The 12,199-nt window shown below is 64.0% G+C and carries 11 protein-coding genes; 1 reads left to right on the plus strand and 10 read right to left on the minus strand.

Annotated elements, in window-relative coordinates:
• Positions 1-58 precede the first annotated feature (58 nt).
• From AC5RU3_RS05825 to AC5RU3_RS05865, 9 genes are all read right to left on the minus strand, one after another.
• Positions 59-685: a superoxide dismutase gene (locus AC5RU3_RS05825; RefSeq protein WP_309071160.1), complete on the minus strand. Its 627-nt coding sequence runs from the start codon at positions 683-685 to the stop codon at positions 59-61.
• 123 nt (positions 686-808) lie between these two features.
• A complete protein-coding gene (whiA, locus tag AC5RU3_RS05830; protein WP_493965026.1) occupies positions 809-1,789 on the minus strand; it encodes a DNA-binding protein WhiA in 981 nt (326 codons plus the stop codon).
• A gap of 10 nt (positions 1,790-1,799) precedes the next feature.
• Positions 1,800-2,831, minus strand: coding sequence for a gluconeogenesis factor YvcK family protein (locus tag AC5RU3_RS05835; protein WP_309124207.1), 1,032 nt, complete (start codon positions 2,829-2,831; stop codon positions 1,800-1,802).
• Positions 2,831-3,730 (minus strand): RNase adapter RapZ, encoded by a 900-nt coding sequence (gene rapZ / locus AC5RU3_RS05840; protein ID WP_309072315.1) that lies wholly within the window; start codon positions 3,728-3,730, stop codon positions 2,831-2,833. The genes AC5RU3_RS05835 and rapZ overlap by 1 nt, the downstream gene beginning before the upstream one ends.
• A gap of 72 nt (positions 3,731-3,802) precedes the next feature.
• The gene (gene uvrC, locus AC5RU3_RS05845; protein ID WP_309072316.1) at positions 3,803-5,797 is read right to left on the minus strand and encodes an excinuclease ABC subunit UvrC; all 1,995 of its coding nucleotides are present in this window, start codon (positions 5,795-5,797) and stop codon (positions 3,803-3,805) included.
• 65 nt (positions 5,798-5,862) lie between these two features.
• Entirely contained in the window at positions 5,863-6,528 is a 666-nt protein-coding gene (locus tag AC5RU3_RS05850; protein WP_309072317.1) for a lysophospholipid acyltransferase family protein, read from the minus strand.
• Positions 6,515-7,219 carry an HAD hydrolase-like protein gene (locus AC5RU3_RS05855; protein ID WP_309072318.1) on the minus strand — a complete coding sequence of 235 codons (705 nt, stop codon included), beginning with the start codon at positions 7,217-7,219 and terminating at the stop codon, positions 6,515-6,517. Before AC5RU3_RS05855 ends, AC5RU3_RS05850 begins: the two co-directional genes overlap by 14 nt.
• 58 nt (positions 7,220-7,277) lie before the next feature.
• A complete protein-coding gene (uvrA, locus tag AC5RU3_RS05860; protein WP_309124209.1) occupies positions 7,278-10,139 on the minus strand; it encodes an excinuclease ABC subunit UvrA in 2,862 nt (953 codons plus the stop codon).
• 132 nt (positions 10,140-10,271) lie between these two features.
• Entirely contained in the window at positions 10,272-10,649 is a 378-nt protein-coding gene (locus tag AC5RU3_RS05865; RefSeq protein WP_309072320.1) for a GntR family transcriptional regulator, read from the minus strand.
• 87 nt (positions 10,650-10,736) lie between these two features.
• On the opposite strand from AC5RU3_RS05865, the gene AC5RU3_RS05870 reads away from it, so the two are divergent.
• A complete protein-coding gene (locus AC5RU3_RS05870) occupies positions 10,737-11,375 on the plus strand; it encodes an MBL fold metallo-hydrolase (protein WP_309072394.1) in 639 nt (212 codons plus the stop codon).
• Here the strand turns inward: AC5RU3_RS05870 and AC5RU3_RS05875 are convergent.
• Entirely contained in the window at positions 11,361-12,164 is an 804-nt protein-coding gene (locus AC5RU3_RS05875; protein ID WP_493965027.1) for a trans-aconitate 2-methyltransferase, read from the minus strand. The genes AC5RU3_RS05870 and AC5RU3_RS05875 overlap by 15 nt on opposite strands.
• Between the last annotated feature and the right edge of the window lie 35 nt (positions 12,165-12,199).

The following is a 12,199-nucleotide window of genomic DNA, read 5'->3' on the forward strand; positions in this document are numbered from 1 at the left end:
CGCACCGGGCGCCTTTCCTGCCCGGACGGGCAGGAAAGGTTACGCCGGGCGTGTCTTGCTACGAGAGAGTGATCAGTCCGCTGGCGTTTGCGCGCGCAGACTCGAACCGGCGGGACACATCCGCCCAGTTCACGATGTTCCAGAACGCCTTGACGTAATCAGCCTTGACGTTGACGTAGTCGAGGTAGAACGCGTGCTCCCACATGTCCAGCATGAGGATGGGGGTGGTTCCGACCGGGACGTTGCCCTGCTGGTCGTACAGTTGCTCGATGACGAGGTTGCCGCCGATCGGCTCCCAGGCGAGCAGCGCCCACCCCGAACCCTGAAGGCTCAGAGCAGCCGCGTTGAAATGCCCGCGGAACGCGTCGAAGGACCCGAAAGCATCATCGAGTGCAGCAGCGAGCTCGCCCTCGGGCTTGTCGCCACCATCCGGCGAAAGGTTGTTCCAGAAGACAGAGTGGTTGACGTGGCCGCCGGTGTGGAATGCCAGGTCCTTGGACAGCTTGGGGATGTTGGTGAAGTCACCGTTCTGGCGGGCCTCGGCGAGCTGCGCAAGCGCATCATTGGCGCCCTTGACGTAGGCAGCGTGATGCTTGCTGTGGTGCAGCTCCATAATCCGGGCGGAGATGTGCGGCTCAAGCGCCGCGTAGTCATAGTTGAGTTCAGGCAAAACGTATTCGCTCACGAAATCCTCCAGGTCCTGTGTTGCTGATCCGGGCTGCAGCCCGGCTATTGCGTTTCTCCAGGCGAGGCCCCGCAACCTTTGACGGCGCGCAGAGCCCCTTGAAGTTCCATCCTATGCAGGTATTCAGTCATCCAGCATGTCTGCAGTCACATTGGCCTCGGTTCCCGGGATGCCGAGTTCCACTGCGCGTTTGTCCGCCATCGCGAGCAACCGCCGGATGCGGCCGGCAATGGCGTCCTTCGTCATGGGCGGGTCTGCGATGCGCCCGAGCTCGTCGAGGCTTGCCTGCTTGTGCGCTACGCGCAGCTCCCCCGCGTACTTGAGGTGATCCGGCACTTCCTCACCCAGAATCTCCAGGGCACGCTCCACGCGCGCACCGGCAGCGACCGCGGCCTGGGCAGACCGCCGGAGGTTTGCGTCGTCGAAGTTGGCAAGGCGGTTCGCGGTGGCGCGAACTTCCTTGCGCATCCGCCGCTCCTCCCACACCATGAGGGCGTCATGGGCTCCCATCCGGGTGAGCAGGACTGCGATGGTGTCGCCGTCGCGAATCACCACGCGGTCCACACCGCGGACTTCCCGGGCCTTCGCCGTGATGCCGAGCCGGCGCGCCGCCCCGACCAGGGCGAGGGCCGACTCCGGCCCCGGACACGTGACCTCCAGTGCCGAGGAGCGGCCGGGTTCGGTGAGAGATCCGTGGGCCAGGAAAGCGCCACGCCAGACCGCCTCCGCATCGGCGGCAGAACCATTGACGACGACGGACGGCAACCCGCGCACGGGCCTCCCCCGGTTGTCGAGCAACCCGGTTTGCCGTGCCAGCGATTCTCCGTCGCGCACAACGCGGACCACATAGCGGTTCCCCCGCCTCAAGCCGTTGCCTGATACCACGATGATCTCGCTGTAGTGGCCATAGACGTCAGAGATAGCGCTCCGGAGCCTACGAGCGGTTGACGCAAGGTCAACCTCCGCCTCGATGACAATCCGTCCGGAGATGATATGCAGGCCGCCGGCGAAGCGCAGGAGTGCGGAAACCTCAGCCTTGCGTACCGACGATTTTTTGACGTCGAGGTGCGAGAGTTCCTCTTTCACATCCGCGGTCAGCGCCACAGACACCCTCCTAGAATTCGCCGAACATGTCTTGATAGGCAGTTGCCAGGCGCAACGCGTCATGAACCGGTCCGCCGCTTGAAGACCCTACTTTACCCAAGAACGCCCGTCCCCCCATTTCGCTGACGGCCGCTTCGAACTCGTCGCGGTCGGCAACCACGGAGGGGTCCGCAATAACGGCATCAATGCGGAACTCCGGCGCGTAACGCCTGATCACCGAGAGGTGGTCGACGGCGCTCATCCCCTGTGTTTCCTTGGTGTCGTTGCTCAGGTTCATCGTCAGGCACCGACGCGCAGTGGTGTTGCACAGTGCGTCCCGTAACTCGGGAAGGAGCAGGTGGGGAAGGACCGAGGTGTACCAGGAACCCGGTCCGAGGATCACCCAATCCGCGAGTTCTATGGCATTGAGTGCGTCGACGCACGCCGGGGCATCTTCGGGGAGAAGACGTACCTTGCTCACATTGCCGGCGCTTCCCGCCACGGCGAGTTGCGCCTGCCCCGAAACCTTCCGTAGCCGAAGGCTGCCGTCGACCTCAGTCAGTACGTCGCCCTCGATGGTCAGCGGCACGCTGGCCATGGGCAGCACCCGCCCCCGCGCACCCAGGAGCGCCCCTGCCCACTGCAGTCCCGCGACAGGGTCGCCCAACAACTCCCAGAGAGTCACGATGAGGAGATTGCCGAGGGCGTGGTTGTCGAGAGATCCCTCCACTCCGTCCCGGGATGCGAACCTGTGCTGCATAACATCGCGCCAGGTCCTCCCCCAGTCCGTGTCATCACACAGCGCCGCAAGAGCCATCCGGAGGTCTCCCGGCGGGAGGACGCCGAGTTCATGCCGCAACCGTCCGGAGGAACCGCCGTCGTCGGCTACGGTGACCACGGCCGTGAGTTCGGAGGTGAGCAGGCGCAGTGCCGAGAGCGAGGCTGACAGACCATGCCCCCCACCAAGAGCCACCACCGATGGAGCATTGTCCTGCGATCCGGTACCGGCCCGGCCGGTCGAAGTGGCTGGAATCAGGGGCAGTGATCCGGTGAGGACCGCCACTATTCGCGCCCGAGGTCACGGTGATGAGCGGTCACCTGCAGACGGGGCAGCTGGGCTAGGCGCTGTGCGATCTCCTCGGTCACCGCAACCGAGCGGTGCTTCCCGCCGGTACAGCCCACAGCGATAGTGGCGTAGTGCTTGTTCTCACGGCGATAGCCCTCAAGCACCGGCTCCAGTGCATGGACATACCTGTCGATGAAATCGGAGGCGCCGTTTGCACCCAGCACGTAGTCCCGTACAGGCTCGTCCATGCCGGTCTGCGGTCGGAGCACCGGCACCCAGTGCGGGTTGGGGATGAAGCGGACGTCAGCGACGAAGTTCGCGTCAACGGGCAATCCGTACTTGAAGCCGAAGCTCATGACGTTCAGCCGCAGGACGATCGGCCCCGACTCCGAAAACAACTCGGTGATGGTGGTCGCGAGGGCGTGCACATTCAGCTGAGTGGTGTCCACGACGACGTCGGACGCATGCTTCAGTTCCTTAAGCACCTCCCGCTCAGCGGAGATACCGTCCAGGATGCGTCCGTCTCCCTGAAGCGGGTGCGGGCGGCGTCCCTGCTCGAACCGCCGTACAAGGGTGTTGTCCGCCGCGTCAAGGAACAGGACCCGGTAGGTGATGCCCGCGGCCCTCAGTGCGGCCAGCGAACCCTGCACGTTCTGGAATAGTTCCTTGCTTCGTACATCGATCACTACGGCCAGCTTCGGGATCGATTCAGGAGTCCGCGAAACAATCTCCGTGAGGGTGCCGAGCATCTGCGGGGGAAGGTTCTCCACGACGTACCAGCCGTGATCCTCCAGCGCGTTCGCCGCCGTGCTTCGGCCGGCCCCCGACATGCCCGTGACGACGAGCAACTCGGATTCGGCAGGTTTGACCGGCGTCAGACCGTCAGTCTCGTTCATGTGTTCGTTGTCCGTCCCACCGTTGCACGCAAATGTAAGCCGGCTGGGCGCCGGCAGCCACGTCTACCCTAGCTAAGAATCCACTATTTCGCCGGTCATCATGTTCACGGCGGGGGCAGCAGCGTCGCCGGTTGCATCTCCGCCGTCCTCGGCAAGTTGGCGCCTGATCGTAGCGGCCAGCGCCGGTCCCACCCCCTGCACTTCCTGCAGCTCCTCGACGCTTGCCGCCTTCAGTTTACGAACGGATCCGAAGTGCTTGAGCAGGGATCGCCGCTTCGCCGGACCAAGGCCCGGAACGCCGTCCAGTACTGACACGGTCATGGACTTCCCCCGCTTCTGCCGGTGGTAGGCCAGGGCAAACCGGTGGGCCTCGTCGCGGATACGCTGCAGAAGGAACAGCCCCTCAGAGGCGCGGGGAAGAATGATTGGAAAGTCTCCCTCCGGGAGCCACACCTCCTCAAGGCGCTTGGCGAGTCCGATCACAAAGACATCGTCGATACCGAGGTCTTCCAGCGCGCGCGCAGCCGCGCGGACCTGGGGCTGACCGCCGTCGACCACCACGAGGTTCGGCGGGTAGGCGAACTTCTGGCGCGACGGCGCTTTCGCCTCCTCCGGAAGGGAGCCGGCGCCGTCGTCGGTACCGGGCAGGGAGTCGAGCGGATTGCGCTCCGCCAGGTAGTTGCGGAAGCGCCGGGAGATCACGTCATACATCGAGGACGTGTCGTCCCGTGCGGCATCTCCGGTGATGGAAAACCTGCGGTAGTCGGATTTACGTGGAAGGCCGTCCTCGACCACCACCATGGAGGCAACCACGTTGGTGCCTTGCACGTGGGAGATGTCGAAGCACTCGATGCGCATCAGCGGCATGGGCAGGTCCAGCGCTTCCTGGAGTTCCTGCAGTGCTGCGGACCGGGTGGTGATGTCTCCCGCCCGGCGGCTCTTGTGGAGCCTGAGGGAATCAGCAGCGTTCTGGGCGACCGTCCCGAGCAATGTCGCCTTATCCCCCCGCTGCGGGACGCGGATGTCCACGCGGGCTCCCCGCAACCCGTACAGCCACTCGCGCATCTGCTCTTCGTTGCTCGGCATCTCGGGCACGAGGACTTCACGGGGAATGCGGTTGTTACTGCTGCTCCCCTCGCCGTAAACCTGCTGCAGGAGATGCTCCACCAGGTCGGCGGTAGTCATGTCCTCGACCTTCTCGACAACCCACCCCCGCTGCCCGCGAATCCTGCCCCCGCGAACATGGAACACCTGCGCTGCCGCTTCAAGTTCATCTTCCGCAAGGGCAAACACGTCGGCGTCGGTATCCTCGCTGAGCACCACGGTGTTCCGTTCAAAAACGCGCTTGAGGGCGGCGATGTCGTCGCGGACGCGCGCTGCCGACTCATAGTCCAGTTCAGCGACGGCCGCCGACATCTTCTGCTCCAGCTCGCGGATGAAGCGGTTGGCCTGGCCGGACATGAAATCGCAGAACTGTACAGCCAGTTCGCGGTGTTCTTCAGGCGACACGCGTCCGATGCAGGGCGCTGAGCACTTGTCGATGTACCCGAGCAGGCAAGGACGGCCGGAACGCTCGGCGCGCTTGAAAACGCCGGAACTGCAGGTTCGGACGGGAAAGACGCGCAGCAGGGTGTCTACAGTCTCCCGAATGGCCTTCGCCGGATAGAAGGGCCCGAAGTAGCGGGTATCCTTCCGGCGGTCCCCGCGCATCACCTGCACCCGTGGGTACTTTTCCCCCAGCGTTACTGCGAGGTATGGGTATGACTTGTCGTCGCGGAACATGACGTTGAACCGCGGATTGAATTCCTTGATCCAGGTGTACTCCAGCTGGAGCGCCTCAAGTTCACTGCCGACGACGGTCCACTCAACACTTGCCGCCGTGTGCACCATGGCGCGGGTGCGCGGCATCAGTCCCTGAGGATTGGCGAAGTAGGAGTTAAGCCGGGAGCGAAGGTTCTTTGCCTTACCGACGTAGACAACCCGCCGATGCTGGTCCCGGAACCGATAAACCCCCGGATCCTGTGGGATCTCGCCGGTTTTCGGGCGGTATGTTGCTGGATCTGCCACCCAAATATCCTACCGGCGCGCTGCTTGCGGGGTGGCGCCGACGCTGTTGGTGCAGACGCGCCCGGTTATTCGGAAGGGCCCTTGTTGTACCCGGCTGCCCTGTGCTGCCCTGTCAAGGCGGCGATAGCGTCCATCACCGCGTCTGTCGCCTGCCGTCGCGCGGGTAGCGAGTGATCGGGTCCGGTTCGCTCGAAATACAGCGGCTCACCGATCTTCATCGTGAAGTGCTGCGGCCGGATCCACCGGGCACCCGCGGGTTGCAGGCGCTCAGTGCCCAGAAGGCCGACCGGAACGACCGGGGCGCCCGTCGTCAGGGCGAGCCACCCCACGCCCGTCCGGCCCCGGTACAGCAACCCGTCACGGGAGCGCGTCCCTTCCGGGTAGATGCCGACCCCGTCTCCATGCTCAAGCATGGTGAGCAGTGTCTTCAGCGCCTGCACGCTTGCGGCCTGCTGACCGCGCTGTACCGGGATGGAGCCGACGCCCTCGAAAAAGGATCGCATCAAAGCCCCCTTTATTCCTGTGCCGGTGAAGTACTCGGCCTTGGCGAAGAAGGCTACGGGCCGAGGCATGAGTGCCTGAACCAGAACGCTGTCGAGAAAGGAGAGATGATTGGCCGCAACAATGAAGCCACCCGTTGCCGGTACGTTCTCCAGGCCAAGGACCGTGGGGCGGCAGAGACCTGCGATCAGACCGCGGGTGCTGCTGCGGGTGAGGTCATAGACGCCCATGGGCCACCACCTGCGAGGGTTCGGCGTATGCGAGCACCCGTTCCACAAGTTCTGCGGACGAACTTACGACGGCGGCCGCGCCGGCCTGCGTGAACTCGTCCATACTGCCGAATCCCCACTGCACGGCAATGCATTCCAAGCCGTTCGCGGCTGCACCCTCGATGTCGTGAAGCCGGTCCCCGATCATCAGCGCGTGGTCGAAGTTACCCTGGTGCTCAGCGAGAGCCGCTGCGATGATTGTCCGCTTGCCGTCCAGCAGCGCAGCGGCTTGTTCATCATTGGGCGCCCCGTGGATGGACTCGAACAGGGGCGTCATCCCTTGTATTTCGAGAAGCTCACGCGCCAGCCGCTCCGGCTTCTGGGTAGCTACCCCGACACGGTGGCCCCGGTCCCGGAGCATCCGGACGGCCTCGACGATGCCTGGATAGGGGCTGCTTTCCGCCATACCGTGCATGCGGTACCCGGCACGGTACAGGGCGATGACCTCCGCCACGCGATCCTCCGGCACGCCGGCGATGTCCACGAGTGACCGCACCAGCGCAGGCCCGACCATACGCCGCATGTCGTCAGCACCCGGCACAGGCAGCCCGAGCGATCGCAGCGCCGCAGCGATCCCGCCTGTGATTGCTCCTTCCGGGTTCACCAGCGTTCCATCCAGGTCGAACAGGATGAGCAGCCGCGTATTCTTCACCGAGCAAGTTTCCCATAGTGCGACGCCGTGCCGGAAATGGCATGCCGGCGTCGGAATATTAGGACGCCGGGTCGAGTACCTCCGCCAGGAACTGGCCGGTGTGGCTTCCTTCGGTGAGCGCGATCTGCTCGGGGGTTCCGGTGGCGATGATCTCGCCGCCGCCCGAACCGCCATCCGGGCCGAGGTCGATGACCCAGTCCGCGCTTTTGATGACGTCGAGGTTGTGCTCGATGGTGATCACGGTGTTTCCCTTGTCCACGAGCCCCTGAAGAACCTGCAACAGCTTGCGGATGTCCTCGAAATGCAGACCGGTGGTCGGCTCATCGAGCACGTAGATGCTGCGTCCATTCGAACGCTTCTGCAGTTCACTGGCCAGCTTGACGCGCTGTGCCTCACCGCCCGAGAGGGTGGTGGCGGGTTGCCCGAGCCGCACGTAACCCAGGCCTACATCCACGAGGGTGGTCAGGTGCCGTGCGATCGGTGTGAAAGCAGCGAAGAACTCCGCGGCTTCCTCGATGGGCATGTCCAGAACATCGGCGATGGTCTTGCCCTTGTAGTGAACCTCGAGGGTTTCCCGGTTATAGCGCGCACCGTGGCAGACCTCGCACGGCACGTAGACATCGGGGAGGAAGTTCATCTCGATCTTCAGGGTGCCGTCACCCGAGCAGGCCTCGCAGCGTCCGCCCTTGACGTTGAAGGAGAACCTTCCCGGCAGGTAGCCGCGGACCTTCGCTTCGGTGGTTTCGGCGAAGAGCTTTCGGATGTTGTCGAACACCCCGGTGTAGGTTGCCGGGTTGGATCGCGGCGTCCTGCCGATCGGCCCCTGGTCGACGTGGATGACCTTGTCGAGGTGCTGGAGGCCGTCGATTCGGCGGTGCCGACCGGCGACCTGCTTGGCGCCGTTGAGCTTGTTCGCGAGGACCTTGTACAGGATCTCATTGACCAGGGTGGACTTGCCCGATCCGCTGACCCCCGTGACGGCAGTGAGCACGCCCAGCGGGAAGGTGGCGTCGACGCCCTTCAGATTGTGCTCACGAGCGCCGACGACCTTGAGCTGCCGGGAACGGTCGATCTTTCGACGCTTCGCCGGAGGCTCGATCTTCCGCCTCCCCGAGAGGTAATCGCCCGTTATGGACCGCTCGTTGCGCAGCAGGTCCTCCAAGGAACCCGAGTGGACTACCTCGCCGCCGTGCTCACCGGCGCCCGGGCCGATGTCCACGATCCAGTCCGCTTCGTTGATGGTGTCTTCATCGTGCTCAACGACGATCAGTGTGTTTCCGAGGTTTCTCAGCCGCGTGAGGGTCTCGATGAGACGGCGGTTGTCGCGCTGGTGCAAGCCGATGGAGGGTTCGTCGAGTACATACAGCACGCCAACCAGGCCGGAGCCGATCTGGGTGGCCAGGCGGATACGCTGCGCCTCACCGCCGGACAGCGTACCTGCCGCCCGTTCGAGATTGAGGTATTCGAGACCGACATCCAGCAGGAAACGAAGGCGGGCCTGTATCTCCTTCAAAACCTGGGAGGCAATCTGCGCCTCGCGGCCCGTCAGGACGAGGTTGTTCAGGAAGTCGCTGCATTCGCGCATCGGCAGGGCCGCGACCTCGGCGATCGAACGGCCGTTGATGAGCACCGACAGGGAAGCGGGATTGAGCCTGGCTCCACCGCATTCGGGGCAGGGAACCTGCCGCATGTATTCCTCATAGCGGTCCCTCGCGTAGTCGGACTCCGTCTCGAGGTGCTTGCGGTGAATGTACTGGACCGCTCCCTCAAATCCGGTGCTGTACTTCCGTTCACGTCCGAATCGGTTGCGGTACTGCACAACGACCTTGTGGTCCTTGCCGTACAGGGCGGCATCCCGGGCGTGCGCGGGCAGCTTCTTCCAGGCGGTATCCATGGAGAAATCGAGCTCCTTGGAGAGCCCTTCGAGGAGGCGTGTCCAATATTCGAGGGTGGCGGCGCCGAGTGCCCAGGGGGCGATTGCGCCTTCGCGGAGCGAAAGGTCAGGGTTGGGTACGACGAGTTCCTCATCGACTTCAAGCTTGGTGCCGATACCGGTGCAGGCCGGGCACGCACCGAAAGGGTTGTTGAAGGAGAACGACCGGGGCTCGATCTCATCCAGCGCAAGCGGGTGCTCGTTGGGGCATGCCAGATTCTCGGAGAATGCGCGCAGCCGATGCGGATCGTCGGACTCGAGGTCGACGAAGTCTGCCAGCACCCGCCCCTCGGCGAGCTTGAGCGCCGTCTCGATGGAATCGGTGAGCCGCTGCCGTACACCCGGTTTGACGACCAGGCGGTCCACGACGACCTCGATGGTGTGCTTGAACTGCTTGCCCAACTTCGGTGGATCGGTGAGCTGGATAAGGTCACCGTCCACGCGTGCCCGGGAGTATCCCTTTGCCGACAGGTCCTGGAAGAGATCGACGAATTCACCCTTGCGGCCGCGCACGACGGGCGCGAGTATCTGGAACCTTGTGCCTTCAGCGAGCTCCATGAGCTGGTCGACGATTTGCTGTGGAGTTTGCTTGGTGACCGCTTCACCGCACTGCGGACAGTGGGGCCGACCCACGCGTGCCCACAGCAACCGCATGTAGTCGTAGATTTCGGTGATGGTTCCCACGGTGGACCGCGGGTTCTTGCTGGTCGATTTCTGGTCGATGGAAACCGCAGGAGACAAACCCTCAATGAAGTCGACGTCGGGCTTGTCCACCTGTCCGAGGAACTGGCGTGCGTAAGCAGAGAGGGATTCGACGTAGCGGCGCTGCCCCTCCGCGAAGATGGTGTCGAAAGCGAGGGAGGATTTACCGGAGCCGGAGAGACCGGTGAAGACGATCATCGCGTCCCGGGGCAGGTCCAAATCGACGTTGCGCAGGTTGTGTTCCCGTGCACCCTTGACCACAAGCCGCGAGAGATCCTGGGGCATTTTGTCGGGGTGGGCGAAAGCGGAATCCACGGAGGTTGCTATAGACACCATTTCACTTTAGAGGAAACAGTGTTCGAAGACATATTCGAACGTCGATTTTTCCGGGTATTCGCGGCGTGTCGCCTCGTATGTTCACCGACGGCGCAGAGCCGCCCGCAAATAAGAGACTGCTTCCTCCTCGGTCAGGCCGTTCGCCTTGATGAGCCGTGCATACTCGGCCGCACCTTCTGCTGCCTTGCGCCGCGCCTCGTCCCCCGCCGCCGCGACCACAGTCCCCGCCCGCGAACGTGTGACGACAATATGCGCCTGCTCCAGTTCCCGGTAAGCCCGGGCAACCGTATTGACTGCAACACCGAGATGGCCCGCGAGAGTGCGGACCGGTGGCAGCCGGGTACCCACCGGCAGGGAGCCGTCATTGGCGGCGTCCAGTATCTGCACGCGCAACTGTTCGTACGGGGGCACTGAGCTGTTGGGATCGATCCGCAGCCACGCCGATACATCAGAATTCACGGTGCGCGCTCCTGGACGACAGTGGGAAAGGTGCTCACATTGTGCCACGCGGTGTCATGCATCACCATCAGTATTAGAGTTGCCCGCATGCACGATCTTGCCGATGTGACCATCAGGAGCATCTCTGTCAGCGAGATGGACAACAACGTTTACCTCATCACGGGGAAGGCGACCGGAGCGCAAGTCCTCATCGATGCGGCTGACGACGCGCCCGCCATCCACCGTCTGATCGCCGAAGGTGCTGCCGATGCGGAAGTCCCCTCACAACTGGCCCTCGTCGTGACCACCCACTCCCATTGGGATCACGTCCGGGCGCTGAAGGACGTTGTCCGGGCAACGGGCGCGCGCACGGCCGCCGGCGTGGAGGACGTCGGCGATATTGCGGTCCCCACCGATGTACCGCTCAATCACGGCGACGTGGGTGAGTTCGACGGTTTCGAGCTCGAAGCAATTGGGCTGCGCGGACACACGCCGGGGTCCGTCGCATTGGTGTACCGGGACCCCGACGGGCCCGTCCACCTTTTCACCGGCGACTCGCTGTTTCCAGGCGGTGTCGGTAACACCGGTGGGGACCCTCAGCGGTTCGAGTCCCTGTACAGCGACGTAGTGGAGCGGATCTTCAACCGATTCGATGACGACACCATCGTCCATCCCGGCCACGGTAAGCCGACCACTCTCGGGGCGGAACGGCCGTCTTTGGCCGAGTGGCGTTCACGCGGCTGGTGAGCCGTCCCTCCCCTGCTTCGCACCCACGGCGAACACACGCCTGAATGCAAAGAGAGTGCCGCCGTCGGGCTCGGGCGGATACGCCTCGGTAAGCAGGTCGGCGTAGGCGCGCTCGAACTCGGCGGCCTCGTCCTCAGCGAGGGCGGCAAGAACCGGGCGCAGCCCGGTACCTCGCACCCACTGAAGGACCGGATCGGCACCCGAGAGCCGGTGCTGATAGGTCGTCTCCCACACATCTGCTTCAAGACCCGCGTTGTTGAGCAGGCGATGATATTCCTCTGGTGAGCCGACGGCGTCGTCGTGTCTGAGCACAGATCCAAGCTGCTCCCTCCAACGCACGGACTCTGCCAGTCTTCGCATCAGCGAGTGCGAGGGCGCCGAGAAGTTGCCTGGAACCTGGAACGCTATCCAGGCGTGCTCCCCAAGGTCGCGGGCCCAGCGCGCCAGCAGCTCCTGATGCCCAGGCACCCACTGCAGCACAGCATTGGATACCACGACGTCGATGCCCGGCTCCACAGCCCAGTCCCGGACGTCGGCCAGCGAGAAGAGCAGGTTCGGAGGAGCATCCTTGAGCGCCCGTGCGCGGTCAATCATCTCCGGTGATGAATCCAGTCCCACGACCTCGGCATTGGGCCATCTGCGCGCAAGCACAGCAGTAAGCTCTCCGGGCCCGCAACCGAGATCAACCACCCGCCGCGGCGCGGCATGGCCGATCCGGCCCACCAGGTCGAAAAACGGTCGCGACCGGTGGTCGGAGAAGGCGGCATACTGTGAAGGGTCCCAGCGCATGAGGGCAAGCCTAGCCGTCGAGGGTTCAGGCCGAC

This window comes from Arthrobacter sp. MDB1-55, from assembly GCF_059092925.1.

What these genes read in the sequence shown, in the direction of transcription:
- AC5RU3_RS05870 (WP_309072394.1), top strand. Translation starts at nt 10,737, where the DNA reads ATGCACGATCTTGCCGATGTGACCATCAGGAGCATCTCTGTCAGCGAG.
- AC5RU3_RS05850 (WP_309072317.1), bottom strand. Translation starts at nt 6,528, where the DNA reads ATGGGCGTCTATGACCTCACCCGCAGCAGCACCCGCGGTCTGATCGCA.
- uvrA (WP_309124209.1), bottom strand. Translation starts at nt 10,139, where the DNA reads ATGCCCCAGGATCTCTCGCGGCTTGTGGTCAAGGGTGCACGGGAACAC.
- rapZ (WP_309072315.1), bottom strand. Translation starts at nt 3,730, where the DNA reads ATGAACGAGACTGACGGTCTGACGCCGGTCAAACCTGCCGAATCCGAG.
- AC5RU3_RS05875 (WP_493965027.1), bottom strand. Translation starts at nt 12,164, where the DNA reads ATGCGCTGGGACCCTTCACAGTATGCCGCCTTCTCCGACCACCGGTCG.